We start from the raw sequence: 16,120 nt of genomic DNA, 5'->3' as shown, positions 1-16,120 counted from the left end.
AGGGATCACCAGAGAACCGGCGCCGGGTACGCGGAGATCGCCTCGTCCGGTGTGACGATCGTGAGGCCGTTGAGAATGGCTTGAGAGACCAGGCCACGGTCGAACGGGTCGGTGTGGTGGGAAGGCAGCAGCACTTCGTGGGCCGCCGCCGCCTCGTCGAAGGCCAGCGGCTCGAATCCCAGCCATTCGCGTCGGCTCGTCACATAGCGCACGGGCGACTCAGGGAGAGGCAGTCGGCCGAGTCGATGCTTGATCGCGATCTCCCAGGCCGAAAGCGCGCTCAGGTAGACCGTATTCTCCGGTTTCCCGCACTCCGCTCTCGCGGACGCCGTCAGCTGCGGGTCGTCCGCAGCCAGCCAAAGGAACGTGCAGGTGTCGAGGAGCAGCTTCACGACTCGCCGCTCGTGCCTCCGAAGGCTTGGAGCAAGTCATCGGGAAGAGGGTCGAAGAAGCTCGCGGGCACCTTCATGCCGCGGTCGATCCCGACCGGACGGTCGCGCGAGGGCGCGACGCGTATCGGCCGGATCTCGGCAATCGGCACGTTTCGGCGGCAGAGCGTGACCGTCTCTCCCCGCTCGACCCTGGCGAGGTACCGGGACAGGTCCGCTCGAGCCTCGGCAATGTTGACCTTGATCATGTACAGAAACATATGCAACTACATGTACACATTCAACCGCCGGCGGTGGTGACGGCCTCCTTCTTGTCGGGGTGGACGGGGGACGTTTCCCACTCGTACTCCTCGCCCAGAACCCAGCGGTAGTACCAGTCCAGTTCGACGTTGGCCTTGAACAGCCGCTGCTGGAGTTCGACCCAGCCGTGGCCCTGCTCCGGTGCGACATAGAGGTGCGTCGGGACGCCGTTGTGCTTCAGGCCCTGGTACAGTTCGACGGACTGCGGCATCGGCACGCGCTCGTCGTTCTCGCCCACGAGAACGAGGGTCGGCGTCACGACCTTGTGCAGTTCGAACAGCGGCGAGTCGGCCATGTACTGCTCGATCGGGGCGTCCTCCGACCAGGGCGTGCCCCCGAACCACGGCGTGCGGTAGATGCGGACGTCGGACTGCGCGTACATCGACATCCAGTTCACGGCCCCGGCGCCCGAGGACGCCGCTTTGAAGCGGTCGGTCCAGGTGATGATCTTGTTCGTCATGTGGCCGCCGGCGCTCCAGCCCATCTTTGCCATGCGGTCGCCATCCACGAGTCCGCGCTCGATGAGATGGTCCACGCCGGCCATCACGTCCTTGTGCGCCTGGTCGAAGTAGTTGCCGATCATGTTGCGCAGGAAGTCGTCGCCGTATCCGGTGGACCCGCGGTAGTTGGGCTTGAAGACGAACCATCCGCGCGCGGCGAGCACGGTCTCATAGTTGCTCGAACGCGCGAAACGGAACTTGTCGGAGGACGGGGGGCCTCCGTGCGTCTGCACGACGAGCGGGTAGCGCACGCCCTCCTGGTAGTCGATGGGATAGAAGATGAGACCCTCCACCTCGACCCCATCCTCGCCGGCGTACTGTACGGCTTCCATGCGCGGCAGGCGGAACTCTTCGGCCAGATAATCGAACAGGTGGGTGACCTGCCGTGACTGCCCGGATCCGGCCATCGCCCACAGATCCCCGGCGTTCGTCGGGCTGCTGACGGAATAGAGGTGCGTGCCCGATGCGGGATGGTAGTCCCAGGCGCCGACCGAGTGATCTCCCTCGGTGACCGCTTGGGCCCGCCCCGCGTCCGAGGCATCGGCGGGCACGGAATAGATCTGCTGGCGAACGCCCGTGTTCGCGCGGAAGAAGATCGAGCGGCCGTCCCGCGACCACATCGCGGCGTTGACGTCGAAGCTCCCGCCCGGCACCACGGAGACCGGATCTCCGCCGTCGGTCGGGACGACGAACAGGCGCTGGTTGAAGTAGAAGTCGCTGAGTTCGTCGTTCGTGTTCGCGACGAAGAGCGCGTGGCGGTTGTCCGGCGAGAGAGAGGCGCCGACCTCGCCCACGTGATTGTCGGTGATCTGTCGACCGCCCGACCCGTCGGGGTTCATGACCCACAGTTCGGAGTTGAGCAGGTCGTCGTACAGGGCCGTGGGCGCCAACTGCACGAGGAGCAGCGTCCCGTCGCGCGAGATCGAATAGCCGCGGACCATCAGGCCGGGCTCCGTCACCCGCTCCGCGAGGCCGCCGTCGATCGAAACGCGCCACAGTCCGGTCGGCAGCTTGTCCTCCTCATAGCGGAATACGTTGTCGTTGACGGCTTCGCGCGCCTTCTCGGCCTCCGACTTCTCATCGACCGCGATGAAGAAGATCCAGGCGCCGTCGCCGGACCACGAGATCGAACTCACCGGCGTCGGATGCTCGCTTACGGCCCCGGCCTCGCCGCCCCGGGTCGGCATCACGAACACCTGGTTGTGCTCCGTGTCGTGCCGGTTCGCGATGAAGGCGAACCGCGAGCCATCGGGAGACCAGCGCGGGCTCGATTCTCCGCCCTCGCCGTTCGTCATGCGTACCGTTCCGGTCCCGTCCATGGCGACGCGCCAGATGTGGGAAGCCGTGCCGTTGGCCTCCCAGTCGGTGTCCGTCCTCACGTACAGCACTTCCGATCCGTCGGGCGAGATCCGGGGATCGGCCAGACCCGGGATGTCGATGAGGTCCACGATCGTCATCGCGCGTTGCTGGGCGGACAGGGGGATCGCCAGAGCGAACACGGCGAAGAAGGCGACAACTCCAAGCCCGGGGATGGGGCGAGTGCGGCGAGACATGGCAGACTCCTGCGGTTGGCGGTGGCCCGTCGCGGTACATCGATGTTGATGGCGCCGTCCCCGGGGGACAAGAGCCCTGCGGCTAGCCTGTCACGTCGCGGAGGGCGGCGAGGTGCTCGTCGGTGAGGCCATCCATCTCGAACAGCGACGCCCCGGCAGCTCCGGCGTCCCGCGCCGTCGCGACGGCCTCCGCCAGCGCGGGGGGATCGAGCGCGGGCAGGTAGAGTCCGGCGTTCAGCGGCGTGGCGGCTCCCCCTCGCACGTCTCGGTTCGTGGCCTCGAGGGCCGCGATGCCCTCGCGCACGCCCTCGCCGATCCAGGGGATGTCCTCCAGGTAGAAACTCTGGTAGAGCATCGGGAAGAAGCGGTCGAGCGGCCAGCGGTCCCAGTCCTGCCGGACCAGTGTGCGCGCGATGGATGGGGTCGGGAAGACCGCAGCGGTGATGGGCTTCCCCTGCTCGTGGGCGGCTTCGGCGAGTGCGCGGACGGCGCCCGTCACGGAGTCCCAGCGGAAGCGGCGCCAGGCCTCGTCCGCCGGCGGGTCGGGAATCTCGAGCGGGTCCCTTCCGTCGAGAGCCCGGAACTGCTCGCGGCAGACCTCGCAGTAGCAGAAATCGAACTCCGGGTGCTCGACATCCTGCACGAGATCGTAGGTCTCCCACAGCGCGCGCGGGAGGATGACGTCGCAGTGTCGCACGTAGTCGAGGTGGACCCCGTCCACCGCCGGGTTGGCGGCGAGCTCCGCGATCCGGCCCCGCAGGTAGTCGCGCACGGGTCCGCGAGACGGGCAGACCCACTTGTAGTAGCCGACGTAGGGCGGGTGCTCGAGCGAACTCTCCAGGTTCCGACTCACCGTGAACCACTCCGGGTGATTCTCCCGCACCCAGGCGTCGCCGTTGCGGTTCATCGTCCAGAACCAGCGGTGGTACTCGAGTCCCTCCGCTCGGGCGGCCGCCGAGACGAGGTCGATGTCGCCACCGCCCACGAGGACCGCGTGGAAGCCGGCCTCGCGCAGACGGCCGAACCGCTCGCGCCACGCGGTGGCGTCCCGGTCGCGGTTGCCGTGAACCCACGTCCACAGCGTGAAGGGGGCCTCCGGTTCGGGCGGAGGGGCGCAGGCGGGGAGCGCCGCCCCGAGCACCGCCGCGCCGCCGGCGGCCCGGACAAAGTCGCGGCGCTTCATCGTGAGCCTCCGCGGTCTGCGACAAAGCGCAGGAAACCCCACCGCTCCGGTATGTGCATGTCGATCTCTCCCTGCGGCGACCACACCCAGTTGTCCTCGGGATGGTCGCTCCAGTCCTCGGGTTCCCGCTCCTTTTGGTATGCCCCGTCCGTCACCACAAGGGGCCACTGCACCCGGGAGAAGTTCACGCGCCAGGTGTCTCCGGGACGTGGCGCCTCAGCCGCCTCCTCCGCGGGTGTTCCCGGGGGACGGAGCGCCGCCCACGGAATCGCGATCTCGACGGACCAGCCGTTATCTTCATCGGAGGGATCGTTCAATGTGCCGTCGAGGCGCACTGCCGTTCGGAGTCCCTCCATGTCCCAGGCGATATTCGCGCTTCCTTTCCGGCGATACGGCCTGTCGAGGAAGAGATCGAATTCGGTCCCGAGCGCGTTGATCTCGAGTTCGTAGTAGGCGAGGCCGTCGCCATCCGGATCCAGAAACACCTCGAAGTCGTGCTCCCGGTACACGATCGCATCGCGGTCGGCGAGCGTGGCCCAAAGGTGTCGTTCCTCCAGTTCGGCGCCAACATACAGGAACCGTTCATCCCACATCAGTTTGGCACGCGTCGCGAAATGGGGGTCGGGCCAGTCCCCGCCGCGAATGTCCACGAACGGCTCCGTCCACGGCGTGTCGCGCCACGCTTCGTCGTCCAGCGATCCGTCGATCACAGGGGCAGAGACCGCGGGCGGCGCCTGGTATTCTCGCACTCCCGCCGACGTCTGGCGGACCGAGGCCGCGACTGCCGGGACTCCGACTACCGTTGTCTGGGAGAGGGCCAGTGCGCCGAGCCCGACCAGAACCGCTCGGCCTTGTAGGGCAGATCGTGCGTCGGCCCGGCGGTGAGGGGCACGAGGCATGGCGACTATTCGCCGACGGAGGGGAAGATCTGGAAAACCCCGCTCGCCGCCGGCGTCTCCTCCGCCAGGTTCCCTTCCGCGTCCAGGATCCACACGTTGACGCGATACCAACCCTGGAAGGCGAAGAACGGAACCGTCACGGTGTCCTGCGTCGAGTCTCCGGGTTCGAGTGCGACCATGCGCTCGACGATGTCGGCGCGCGTGGCCCCGCGACCGCAGTGCAACGTCGGGTTGTAGAACTCCTCGAATTCCACTTCGAGGTTCGTCACGCCCACGGCCTTGGTCGCGCAGGAATCCTTGAAGATCGGAGCGCCGGAAACGTTCCGGGAGGTGACGGCGATCGACTCCCGGGGCTCGTATTCGGGCCGGTCCACGCACACCTCGAGACCGTGCTGGGTAGCACAGAGCGAACCCACGGGTCCGGTGGCATCCTCGCCGCACGAGAGGACGAGAACGGCGGCCAGCAGCGGCAGCGCGCGTGACATGTCTCGGCTCCGTTCGGGGGGTCGGGGATTCGTGATCCCTCGGAATCTACGGGGGAAGCGGGCGGGTCGGGACAACTACGTCAACCGGTTCAGTTGTTGGCCCCGGGGAAGATGACGAACACGCCGCTGACGGCCGGCGTGTCGAAAGCCAGGTCCCCGCTCGGAGTCAGGAGCCACACCTGCACGCGAAAGAAGTCCTGCGGGGCGTAACCCAATTGCAGGGTATCCCGGGTCGCTTCTCCGGACCCGAGCCTCTCCATGCGCTCGACGATTATCTCCCGGGTAACCGATACGCCGCAATTGCGCCGCGGACTGTAGAACGGCGTGAACTCGTCCTCGGGATCCGGCACCCGAGACGTGGACATCCCGCACGCATCCCTGAAGATCGGACGGTCGGACAGATTGCGAGTGGTGATGACAATGGACTCGTTGGACCGGTACTCGGGTCGGTCCACGCACACTTCGACCTCGTGCCGCAAGTCGCACAGGTTCCCCGAGGGTCCGACCGCACCTCCGCTGCACGACAGGCACAACACGGCGGCTACTGTCGGCGACACAAGTCTTCGCAGCATCGTGCGTCTCCGGGCGTGAGGAATCGATGAATATATGCACGGCGGGGCACGGTTGCCCGCCGGGGCGCCGCAACGGACTGTAGGGCGTGGCCGGGCCGAACCTCGGCGCTGGGCCGGAGCTTCACACTCGTCCCGTGGAGTGCACGATGAGGGGAAGTCGCAGCAAAGCGAGCAGGTGGGCGAGCCTGGCGGTGCTGGGCGCCGGACTGGCCGTCGGATCGCCGCCCGTGGCCGCCCAGGCCGGAGCCGCGGACGGAGAATGGCACTATTGGGCGGGCGACGCCGGGTCGACGCGCTACTCGGCACTCGACCAGATCGACGCCTCGAATGTCGGAGAGCTGGAGATCGCGTGGCGCTGGCAGGCGCGCAACTTCGGGCCCACGCCCGAGGGCTACTACCGCGTGACCCCGCTGTACGCGAACGGCACGCTCTACGCCACCGCCGGCTTCCGGCGGGCGGCGGTGGCGATCGATCCGGAGACGGGGGAGACGCTCTGGCTGTATCGGCTCGACGAGGGAGAGCGCGGCAGGAACGCGCCGCGCGGCAACTCCGGTCGAGGCGTCGGCTACTGGACGGACGGCGTCGAGGAGCGGGTGCTCCTCATCACCCCGGCCTACCACATGGTCTCGCTGGACGCGAAGACCGGCCTCCCCGACCCGGCCTTCGGCGACGGCGGGATCGTCGACCTCAAGCTGGGACTCGGGCGCGAGCTCGATCTTGTTAACGACCGCATCGGCTCGAGTTCGCCGCCGGTCGTCGTCGGAGACGTCATCGTCGTCGGGGCCGCCCTCCCACAGGGCGGCCGTCCTCCCACCAAGGAGATGCCTCCGGGCCACGTGCGCGGGTTCGACGCGCGGACAGGCGAGCAACTCTGGACCTTCCACACCATCCCCCAGCCGGGTGATCCGGGGCACGAGACCTGGGAGGAAGGATCCTGGGACTACACGGGGAACGCGGCGGTCTGGACGCCGTTCACGGCGGACCTCGAACTGGGCTACGTCTACCTTCCGGTGGAGGCGGGGACCGGGGACTACTACGGGGGCCACCGTCCCGGCGACAATCTCTACTCGCAGAGCCTCGTGTGCGTGGACGCGAGCACCGGCGAAGTGGTGTGGTACTTCCAGACCGTTCACCACGGGATATGGGATTTCGACCCGCCGGCGGCGCCCGTCCTGATGGACATCACGGTGGACGGGCGGGAGATCCGGGCCGTGGCTCAGGTGACGAAGCAGTCCTTTACGTACGTGTTCGATCGCGTGACGGGCGAGCCCGTGTGGCCGATCGAGGAGCGGCCCGTGCCCGCCGGCGATGTGCCGGGCGAATGGTACGCGCCGACTCAGCCCTTCCCGACGCTTCCGGTGCCGTTCGACATGCAGGGGGCGACCGAGGACGACCTCATCGACCTCACGCCGGAACTGAAGGCAGAGGCGCTGGAAATCGCCAAGAACCTCACCCTGGGCGAACTGTTCACGCCGCCGACGGTGCTCGTCGAGGGGGGCAACCAGGGCACGCTCATCACGCCGGGGAGCCTGGGCGGCGCGAACTGGCCGGGCGCGGCGTACGACCCGGAGACGCAGAGGCTGTTCGTGGGATCCGCGACGCGCGGTTCCGTGATCGGGCTCGTCAACGATCCGGAGGCGTCGAACATGCGTTACATCGCCGGACGTCCCCGTGGCGTCGGTGGCCCGCAGGGGCTCCCGATTCTGAAGCCGCCGTGGGGACGGATCACGGCGCTCGACATGAAGACGGGGCAGAAGGTGTGGCAGGTCGCGAACGATCACACGCCGTCGTTCGTCGAGGAGCATCCGGCGCTCGAGGGCGTCGACGTCCCGCGCACCGGGCGACCCAGCCGGGCCGGACTCCTCGCGACGAGCACGCTGCTCTTCGCGGGAACGGGCGGAGGGACGATGTCTCCGGACCTCACCGGCCTCCTGCGGGCGCACGACAAGGAGACGGGCGAGATCCTGGCCGAGATCGAACTGCCGTCCCATCAGACCGGCGTCCCGATGACGTACATGCACGAGGGCAGGCAGTACATCGTCGCCGCCGTCGCGGGGCGCGGCGTACCAGCGGAACTCGTGGCCCTGCGGCTCCCGGGCTAGCCGGCAACCGGCAGCCCGCGGAACACTACGTGCCAGCGCCTTCTGTCGTCCGGAGTACGCCCTTTCACGCACGAACGGGTCCACTGTGCCAGGCCGGCAACTGGCGGCGCTGGGCCGGGCACCTGTCGGCGGGTTCATACGAGCCCACGCACGAACACGAGTACCAGGCCATCCGCTCGGCCTGTGCGCTCATCGATGTTTCGCCGCTCTACAAGTACCGGCTCTCGGGGCCGGGGGCGGCGGCGCTCGCGAACCGCGTCGTCACGCGGGACGTGGACCGGCTGGAGATCGGCCAGGTGTACTACACGCCCTGGTGCGACGCGGCCGGGAAGGTGCGGGACGACGGCACCCTGCACCGGCTCGGCGAGAACGATTTTCGCCTCACCTCGGCCGAACCGACGCTGAAGTGGCTGTACGAGAACGCCCGGGGACTCGACGCGAGAATCGAGGAGGAGACGGAACAGGTGGCCGCGCTGGCTCTCCAGGGGCCGCGCTCGCGCGACCTCCTCCAGCGGATCACCGACGGTGACGTGGCGGAACTCCGCTATTTCCGCGTGATGTCGGCTCGGATCGCCGGGGTCCCCGCGGAGATCTCGCGCACGGGTTACACGGGGGATCTGGGCTACGAAATCTGGGTCGGCGCCGACGGGGCGATTGCGCTGTGGGATGCTCTGGCGGCGGCCGGGGATCCGTTCGGCCTCGCCCCGGCGGGCATGCTGGCCCTGGACATGGCGCGCCTCGAGGCCGGCCTGCTCCTCGTCGATGTCGACTTCATTCCGGCCCACCGGGCGATCATCGAGGACCAGAAGTCGTCTCCGTACGAACTCGGCCTCGGCTGGACCGTGGCGCTGGACGCATCGAACTTCGTGGGCCGGGCGGCGCTCCGCGCTGAACACGCCCGCCCCCCCGCGTGGCGTTTCTGCGGAATCACCCTCGACTGGGAGTCGCTCGAGACGGCGTACGCGAAGGCGGGCCTCCCCCCGCAACTGCCGGGCACGACGCAGCGCGACAGCGTGCCCCTCTACGCGGGCGGCCGACAGGTGGGGTACGCCACGAGCCGCGGATGGTCACCGACGCTCAAGACCTACCTGGGGCTGGCCCACCTCGAGGCAGAGTCCGCCGCGATCGGGACCGAACTCGAGATCGAAGTCACGGTCGAGCACCGGAGGCGCCGGGCGCGGGCCACGGTGGCGAAGACCCCGTTCTTCGATCCCGAACGAAAGCGGGCGACCCCGTGACGGCAGCCAATACGTACGACGCGATCATCGTCGGGGGCGGCCACAACGGCCTCATCAACGCAGCCTACCTCGCCCGGGCCGGGCTCCGAGTGGTCGTGCTCGAACGTCGGCATCTCGTGGGCGGGGCCGCCGTCACGGAGGAGATCTTCCCCGGCTTCAAGTATTCCGTCGCCTCCTACGTCGTGAGCCTGCTGCGGCCCGAGATCATCCGCGATCTCCAACTCGCCCGGCACGGATTGGAGATCCTTCCGCTCGAGAGCACGGTCACGCCGCTGCCGAACGGCGACTACCTGGGGCGGTGGGCCGACCACGACCAGACCCGGCGCGACCTGTATCGCCACTCTCCGAAGGACGCGGAGGCGTACGACGACTTCGCGACGCTCATGTACCAGCTCGCGTGGGCGGTAAAGCCTTTCCTCGGCATCGTGCCGCCCGATCCGATTTCCCCCGGCCTGCGCGACCTGAGAACCCTGCTCACGCTGGGACGGCACGCGCGCGGCCTCGGGGAGAAGCAGTTCCACGCCCTCTTCAAGCTCGGGACGATGAGCGCGGCCGATTACCTCGATGAGTGGTTCGAGTCGGACGTGCTCAAGGCGACGATGTCGGCAAGCGGAATCATCGGCACCTTCCTCGGCCCTCGATCGCCGGGGACGGCGTATGTCCTCCTCCACCATTACATGGGCGAGATCGACGGCGTCTTCCGGGCGTGGGGATTCGCGCGGGGCGGAAACGGGATGGTCAGCGAGTCCATCGCATCCTCCGCGCGATCCCACGGGGCCGAGATTCGGACCGGGGCCACGGTCGAGCGCGTGCTCGCGAGAAACGGGCGGGCTCGGGGAGTCGTGCTCGAGGGCGGCGAGGAGCTCAGGGCGAAGACGGTCGTGTCAGGGGTCGATCCGAAGCGCACGTTCCTCGACCTGCTCGACCCGCAGGAACTGCCAGACGACCTCGTGAAGGCGATTCGGCGCTTCCGGATCCGCGGCTCCTCCGGAAAGGTCAACCTCTCGCTCTCGGAAGCACCGGAGTTCTCCTGCCTGCCGGGCGACGGCCCGCACCTGCGCGGCGCCTTCTCGATCAGTCCGAGCATGGACTACCTGGAGCGCGCCTACGACGACGCCAAGTACGGCGGGTTCTCGCGGCAGCCGTACATGGACATCGTGATCCCGTCCATGATCGACCCCGGGATGGCGCCACCGGGACGGCACGTGATGTCGATCTTCGTGCAGTACGCCGCCTTCGACATCGAGGGCGGCTGGGACGACGTAAAGCGGGAGGCGTTGGGGGACGCTGTCGTCGACACGCTTTCCCAGTACGTGCCGAACCTGAAGGCCTCCATCCTCCATCGGCAGGTGCTCACGCCGCTGGACATGCAGGAGGAACTCGGGCTCACCGAGGGGAACATCTTCCACGGTGAGCTCACGCCGCAGCAGCTCTTCTTTTTCCGTCCCTCCCCCGCGTGGGCCGACTACCGGACGCCCGTGCGCGGATTCTACCAGTGCGGCTCGGGCACCCATCCGGGGGGCGGCGTTTGCGGCGCCTCGGGGCGGCTCGCCGCGCTCGAGATCCTCCGGGACCTGCGGAGGGGGCGCCGGTGAGCGCGTGCGACGCCGTCGTCATCGGAGCGGGGCACAACGGCCTCATCGCGGCCACGTATCTGGCCCGTGCCGGGCTCCGCGTGGTCGTCGTCGAGCGCGGCGAGACACCGGGCGGGTGCGCCGCCACAGAGGAGCTTTGGCCCGGTTACCACGTGGACACGGGCGCGCACAGCCTGACGGGGATCGACCCGCGAGTCATGGCGGACCTCGGCCTCGAAGAGACGGGACCGAAGGGCGCCGGGCTGGAGATCATGTCTCCCGCTCCCTGCGTCGTCTCGCCGCAGCCGGACGGGGAGGCCCTCGTGCTGGAAGCGGACGCGGGGAGGACGGCGGATCTGATTCGGCTCTTCTCCGCCCGGGACGCCGCTCGCTGGCCGGACTTCGTGGCCGCGATGTCGCGGGCGAGCCGGGCGCTTGCGGTGCTGTACAGCACCCTGCCTCCGCGACTCGCGGGGGCGGATCGCGGCGACCTGTGGGAACTGCTGCGACTCGGCGTGAAGATGAACCGGGTGGGCCGGCGCGATGCCCTCGAACTCATGCGGCTTCTCCCAATGACCGTGGAAGAACTGCTTTACGAGTGGTTCGAGGGCGACGCGCTCAAGGGCGCGCTCGCGGCGGACGGGGTGCGGGGGATCTGTCAGGGACCGCTGGCTTCGGGCACCGGCTACATGTTCCTGCACCACATGGTGGGCGCTGGCGGAGTCGTCCGGCGACGGCGGCAGGTGCGCGGCGGGATGAGCACGCTCGGCGCCGCTCTTCAGCGCGTCGCCGCCGCAGCCGGGGCGGAGATCCGCCTCGGCCACGAGGTGGCCTCGATCCGCGTCGAAGATGAGCGCGCGACGGGCATCGTCCTCGCCGGAGGCGGCGAGATCACGGCGTCCCGCATCGTCTCGTCCGCTGATCCCGGCCGGACCTTGTTCGGCCTCGTCGACCCCGGAGAACTGGCGCCGGAGTTCGTCCGCGCGCTGGACAACATCAAGTACCGCGGCGTCATCGCAAAGGTGCACCTCGCGCTGGGAGAGCCTCCGCGCGTGCGCTCCGGCGGGGACCGGGCACAAGCCGCCCTGCTCGCCGGCGCCGCCCTGACAGTCGCACCAGGCATCCACTACATCGAGCGTGCGTACGACGACGCCAAGTACGGCCGACCGTCCTCTCGGCCCGTCCTCGATGCCGTCCTCACGAGCGCGCTCGATCCGCCGCTCGCACCGGAAGGGCGCCACATCCTGTCCGTAGCGGCCCAGTACGCACCCTTCCAGCTGGCCGACGGGCCCTGGGACGACGGACGGCGCCAGGCGATGGGAGACGCGGTCGTCTCAACGCTCGCCGAGTACGTGCCCAACCTGGAGGGAGCGATCCTGCACCGGCATGTGTCCACGCCCGCGGACCTCGCCGACCGCTTCGCGCTCCCGGAGGGGAACATCCACCACGGCGAGATGACGCTGGACCAGGTCTTCTTCGGCCGTCCGGTGGCAGGCTGGGCCCGCTACCGGACCCCGATCGAGGGACTCTACCTGTGCGGGGCCGGGACCCACCCGGGTGGCGGACTGAACGGGCGCCCGGGCGCCGCAGCGGCGGCCCGGGTTCTCCGTGACAGACGGAGGTCGAGCCGCTAGTCGAGGTCGACGCCGCGGCTGATGCGGAATACGTGACCATCGGGGTGGCGCACGTGCATTTCGCGCACGCCCCACGGCATGTCCGTCGCCGGCCAGGTGATCTCCACGCCCGCCTCGACACACCGCTGCTGCGCCGCGTCGACATCGTCCACCCAGACCGACATCCACGCGCCCTGGTCGGCCGCATCATCTCCGCCGGGCCCGAAGGTCCTCTCGACGCCGCTTCGCCCCCGACCGCCCTGAGCGTTCTGACACAGAAAGATCTGGCACTCACCGCAGGTGACGCCGCCGAAGTCCGGTGGATCGCCCCACTCCCAGCTCTTCTTCCATCCCCAGCGCTCGAACCAGGCGAAGCTCTCCTGCAGGTCCGAGACGTTCAGGATCGGGGTCAGTCCCTTCGCGAAGGCGCTGGCCATCACCGCTATCCCAGGAGGGAGGCGACGGCTTCGCGTTCGGCGCGGAGTTCCGCGTCCGTCACCTCCATGCGCGAACGACTGAACTCGCCCACGTCGAGGCCCTCGACCACGGTATAGTCGCCGTCAGCACACGTCACCGGATGTGAGTAGACCACGCCTTCGGCCACGCCGTAGCGGCCATCCGCGTGTACGGCCATGCTCGTCCAGTCGCCCTCCGGCGTGCCATGCACCCACGTCCGCACATGGTCGATCGCGGCCGAGGCCGCCGAGGCCGCCGACGACGCGCCGCGCGCCTGGATGATCTCGGCGCCCCGCTTCTGGACCTTCGGGATGAAGGTGTCCCGGTACCAGGCCTCATCGACGAGATCGGCGGCGGCAGCGCCCCCCACCGTGCACTCGCTGATGTCCGGGTACTGCGTCGCGGAGTGGTTGCCCCAGATCGTCATGCGACGGATCTCCGTCGCGTGCGTACCCGTCTTCTCGGCCAGCTGGCTGATCGCCCGGTTGTGGTCGAGGCGGGTCATGGCCGCGAACTGGCGGCGGTCCAGCTTCGGCGCGTTCGCGGCGGCGATGAGGCAGTTCGTGTTCGCCGGGTTTCCCACCACGAGGACGCGCACGTCGGGCGAAGCGTGATCGCTCAGCGCGCGCCCCTGCGGGCCGAAGATCCTCCCGTTGTCGGCCAGCAGGTCGCCGCGCTCCATCCCCGGTCCCCGCGGCTTGGCGCCCACGAGCATGGCGTAGTCGACGCCCTCGAACGCCTCGTTCGCATCCGCCGTCCCAACGACCCCGTGGAGGAGCGGAAAGGCGCAGTCGTTGAGCTCCATCTCGACGCCGCGCAGAGCGTCGCGGGCGGGCGGAATCTCCAGCAGTTGAAGGGTGACGGGCTGGTCGCCCCCGAGCATGTCCCCCGCCGCGATCCGGAAAGCAAGGGCGTATCCGATATTGCCTGCGGCCCCCGTGATGGCGACCCGCGCTGATGCAGTCATGTCGTCTCCGCACGCTGTGAGTGATGTCGGTGAGTGGTCGTGAGGCTGGTCCCCGGCGTCTTCACGCCGAGGGAGCGCCAAACTCACAGGACCGACCCCTCAAGTCCAGCGCGCAGAGACGGCGGGCACCGTCGCGTCGGGCCTCGCGTCGGGGCCGACGCCGTGGCAAACTGCGGCGCTCTTCAAATCCATGGGGACCCGGGGGGATTCCGATCCGCGATACGCCTCACATGACGCGTCTGATGGCGTTGCTGCTCGCGCTCTGCGCGGTCCTGCTCGGACTGATCGTGATCGCGGTCGTGACGGGAGCCGGGCGCGCGGCCCCGCTCCCCCATCCCGAGTACGGCCCCATGCAGGTGGGAATCGATGCTGGCGAACTCGGCACCCCGTCGTGGGCCGCGTACATGGCGGGCATCGTCATGCTCGGGACCATGTGGGTTACGATGTTGATCGGGTTCCGGAGCGGACACTGGATCCACCGGGCGGTTCACGCGTGGATGGTGGGCTACCTCCTCCTCTTCGTGATCCTCATGTGGTCCTTCGGAGCCTACGCGGCCGGAGACACGACGATCGTCCTCGGGTTCACCGCGCCGACCTCCCTGCTGGTGTACGGGCTCACGCTCGCGCCATGGATCCCGCTCCTCCTCATCACCTGGAGGTTCGAGGACGCCTACTTCGGCCCCGACGAACAGGCTTGTTTCGACGACATCGTCGCGGAGGCGAAGGACCGAACCCGTTCTTCCCCCGAGGGCGGGAGCTAGCGGCCCGTGGAGGAATACCGCGCCCTGATCACGCTGCTCGCGGTCATCGCGTACCTGGCGCTCTGCGTGGGCGTCGGCATCTGGTCGCTCAGGCGCACGAAGTCGGCCGGCGATTTCTTCGTGGCGGGACGCAGACTGGGGATGTTCGTCACCGCGTTCGCGATCTTCTCGAGCACGATGAGCGGGTTCGGTTTCGTGGGCGGCCCCGGGCTCATGTACTCGATGGGGACGAGTTCGATCTGGATTCTCGGCACGATCGTCATCTCCAACATCATCGTGCTGAACCTCGTGGCGAAGCGCATTCGGATGGTGACGGAGCTCCGCGAATGCATATCGCTTCCGGATGTGGCGGCGGCCCGCTACGGCAGACGTTCGGTGCGCGCTTCCGTGGCGGTTGTGATCCTGCTCGGCGTACTGGGCTACCTCGCGACGCAGATCCTGGCCATGTCGATCGTGCTGCAGGGCGTGCTGTCGGACGCCGGCGTGTTCGAGCAGCCGAGCCTCGCGCTCTGCGTCGCCATCTCCTGCTCCGTCCTCATCTTCTACTCGGTCACCGGAGGGATCGTCGCGTCCGTCTACACGGACGTGATCCAGGGCGTGATCATGATCGTCGCCTCCACCCTCGTGTTCATCACGGTGCTCGGCACGTTCGACGGGGGGATGGCCGAGATCAGTCGGATCGTGGCGGCGGACGACCGCGCCGCGAGCGGGCCCTGGGGCACGATCGGCATCATGGGCGCGCTCGCCTGGTTCTTCGTGTTCGGCATCGGCGTGGGCGGGCAGCCGCACATCATCACGAAGTTCATGATGCTCAGGAGCCTGAAGGAACTGCGCTACGTGATCCCGCTCGGCGTCCTCGCCTACAGCGTGGCGGCGCTGCTCTGGATCGGGATCGGCTTCGCGATGCGCGCGCTGGTGATCACGGGCGCGCACCCGGCGCTCGCGACCCCGGACGCCGCCTCGGCGGAGTTCCTGCAGACCTTCACCCACCCGCTGCTCGCCGGCGTCGTCTTCGCCGCATTGCTCGCGGCGATCATGTCCACCGCGGACGCGTTTCTGAACATCGGCGCCGCCGCCGTCATGCACGACCTGCCGATCGCGATCCGGGGACGTTCTCTCGGGAACGAACTCGTCTGGGCGCGCGTCATCACGGCCCTGCTCGCGCTCGTGGCTGCGCTCATCGCGCTCTATACGGGCGACCTGGTGGCCCTTCTCGGCGCCTTCGGATGGGGGACGTTCGCCGCCGGCCTCCTCCCGGTCCTCGCGATCGGGCTGAACTGGAAGCGGGCCAACGCGCTCGCCGCCAACGTCGCAATCATCAGCAGTCTGTTCGTCAACTTCGGCCTCCGGGGCCTCGACGTCCGTCTGCCGTACGGCGTCGACCACGGCGCCGCGGCGCTCGTCGTGTCCCTCGTCCTCTTCCTCTCCATCTCCTTCCTCACGAAGCCCGAGCCCGTTTCGCGGGACATCCAGCGGGTGATGGACCTCTGATCCCGGGCGTCCCGAAACCTCCGGCCGGCGGGTTCGT

15 protein-coding genes are annotated in these 16,120 nt (G+C 68.5%); 6 read left to right on the top strand and 9 right to left on the bottom strand.

Features of this window, described 5'->3' with window-relative positions; all coding sequences use genetic code 11:
* Positions 1 to 5: 5 nt before the first annotated feature.
* The 7 genes from ACOOGH_RS16465 to ACOOGH_RS16435 all read right to left on the bottom strand — a co-directional run bounded on the left by ACOOGH_RS16465 (position 6) and on the right by ACOOGH_RS16435 (position 5,881).
* Positions 6 to 392: a type II toxin-antitoxin system VapC family toxin gene (locus tag ACOOGH_RS16465; RefSeq protein ID WP_420449946.1), complete on the bottom strand. Its 387-nt coding sequence runs from the start codon at positions 390 to 392 to the stop codon at positions 6 to 8.
* A complete protein-coding gene (locus ACOOGH_RS16460) occupies positions 389 to 649 on the bottom strand; it encodes a type II toxin-antitoxin system Phd/YefM family antitoxin (protein WP_420449945.1) in 261 nt (86 codons plus the stop codon). The genes ACOOGH_RS16465 and ACOOGH_RS16460 overlap by 4 nt, the downstream gene beginning before the upstream one ends.
* A 20-nt stretch (positions 650 to 669) precedes the next feature.
* Positions 670 to 2,742, bottom strand: coding sequence for a S9 family peptidase (locus ACOOGH_RS16455; protein WP_420449944.1), 2,073 nt, complete (start codon positions 2,740 to 2,742; stop codon positions 670 to 672).
* An 82-nt stretch (positions 2,743 to 2,824) separates the two neighbouring features.
* Positions 2,825 to 3,925 (bottom strand): hypothetical protein, encoded by a 1,101-nt coding sequence (locus tag ACOOGH_RS16450; RefSeq protein ID WP_420449943.1) that lies wholly within the window; start codon positions 3,923 to 3,925, stop codon positions 2,825 to 2,827.
* Positions 3,922 to 4,635: a carbohydrate-binding family 9-like protein gene (locus ACOOGH_RS16445; protein WP_420449942.1), complete on the bottom strand. Its 714-nt coding sequence runs from the start codon at positions 4,633 to 4,635 to the stop codon at positions 3,922 to 3,924. The genes ACOOGH_RS16450 and ACOOGH_RS16445 overlap by 4 nt, the downstream gene beginning before the upstream one ends.
* A gap of 194 nt (positions 4,636 to 4,829) precedes the next feature.
* Positions 4,830 to 5,309, bottom strand: coding sequence for a hypothetical protein (locus tag ACOOGH_RS16440; RefSeq protein WP_420449941.1), 480 nt, complete (start codon positions 5,307 to 5,309; stop codon positions 4,830 to 4,832).
* Between the two features lie 89 nt (positions 5,310 to 5,398).
* Positions 5,399 to 5,881, bottom strand: coding sequence for a hypothetical protein (locus ACOOGH_RS16435; RefSeq protein WP_420449940.1), 483 nt, complete (start codon positions 5,879 to 5,881; stop codon positions 5,399 to 5,401).
* Between the two features lie 146 nt (positions 5,882 to 6,027).
* Between ACOOGH_RS16435 and ACOOGH_RS16430 the strand changes: the two genes are divergently transcribed.
* From ACOOGH_RS16430 to ACOOGH_RS16415, 4 genes are read left to right on the top strand one after another with little or no spacing between them, the layout of a single operon-like run.
* Complete coding sequence (locus tag ACOOGH_RS16430; protein ID WP_420449939.1) at positions 6,028 to 7,983, top strand: PQQ-binding-like beta-propeller repeat protein; 1,956 nt, start codon at positions 6,028 to 6,030, stop codon at positions 7,981 to 7,983.
* Between the two features lie 29 nt (positions 7,984 to 8,012).
* Positions 8,013 to 9,221: an aminomethyltransferase family protein gene (locus ACOOGH_RS16425; RefSeq protein WP_420449938.1), complete on the top strand. Its 1,209-nt coding sequence runs from the start codon at positions 8,013 to 8,015 to the stop codon at positions 9,219 to 9,221.
* A complete protein-coding gene (locus tag ACOOGH_RS16420) occupies positions 9,218 to 10,816 on the top strand; it encodes a phytoene desaturase family protein (RefSeq protein WP_420449937.1) in 1,599 nt (532 codons plus the stop codon). The genes ACOOGH_RS16425 and ACOOGH_RS16420 overlap by 4 nt, the downstream gene beginning before the upstream one ends.
* The gene (locus ACOOGH_RS16415; RefSeq protein ID WP_420449936.1) at positions 10,813 to 12,429 is read left to right on the top strand and encodes a phytoene desaturase family protein; all 1,617 of its coding nucleotides are present in this window, start codon (positions 10,813 to 10,815) and stop codon (positions 12,427 to 12,429) included. Before ACOOGH_RS16420 ends, ACOOGH_RS16415 begins: the two co-directional genes overlap by 4 nt.
* On the opposite strand, the gene ACOOGH_RS16410 is transcribed toward ACOOGH_RS16415, so the two are convergent.
* On the bottom strand, positions 12,426 to 12,845 hold the full coding sequence (locus ACOOGH_RS16410) for a bleomycin resistance family protein (protein ID WP_420449935.1): 420 nt from the start codon (positions 12,843 to 12,845) through the stop codon (positions 12,426 to 12,428). The two genes, ACOOGH_RS16415 and ACOOGH_RS16410, sit on opposite strands and share 4 nt — an antisense overlap.
* Positions 12,846 to 12,850: 5 nt before the next feature.
* A complete protein-coding gene (locus tag ACOOGH_RS16405; RefSeq protein ID WP_420449934.1) occupies positions 12,851 to 13,831 on the bottom strand; it encodes a malate dehydrogenase in 981 nt (326 codons plus the stop codon).
* A 230-nt stretch (positions 13,832 to 14,061) separates the two neighbouring features.
* Here ACOOGH_RS16405 and ACOOGH_RS16400 point away from each other — a divergent pair, with 230 nt between their 5' ends.
* Together ACOOGH_RS16400 and ACOOGH_RS16395 are read left to right on the top strand one after the other, a co-directional pair.
* Positions 14,062 to 14,592, top strand: coding sequence for a hypothetical protein (locus ACOOGH_RS16400; protein WP_420449933.1), 531 nt, complete (start codon positions 14,062 to 14,064; stop codon positions 14,590 to 14,592).
* A 6-nt stretch (positions 14,593 to 14,598) separates the two neighbouring features.
* Complete coding sequence (locus ACOOGH_RS16395; RefSeq protein WP_420449932.1) at positions 14,599 to 16,083, top strand: sodium:solute symporter family transporter; 1,485 nt, start codon at positions 14,599 to 14,601, stop codon at positions 16,081 to 16,083.
* Positions 16,084 to 16,120: the final 37 nt, after the last annotated feature.

Origin of the sequence: Candidatus Palauibacter sp. (genome assembly GCF_965213655.1) — a bacterium.
In the GTDB taxonomy this organism is placed as follows: Bacteria; Gemmatimonadota; Gemmatimonadetes; order Palauibacterales; family Palauibacteraceae; genus Palauibacter.
The sequence above is the reverse complement of the archived record's forward strand: the minus strand, read 5'-3'. Positions and strand labels throughout refer to the sequence as shown.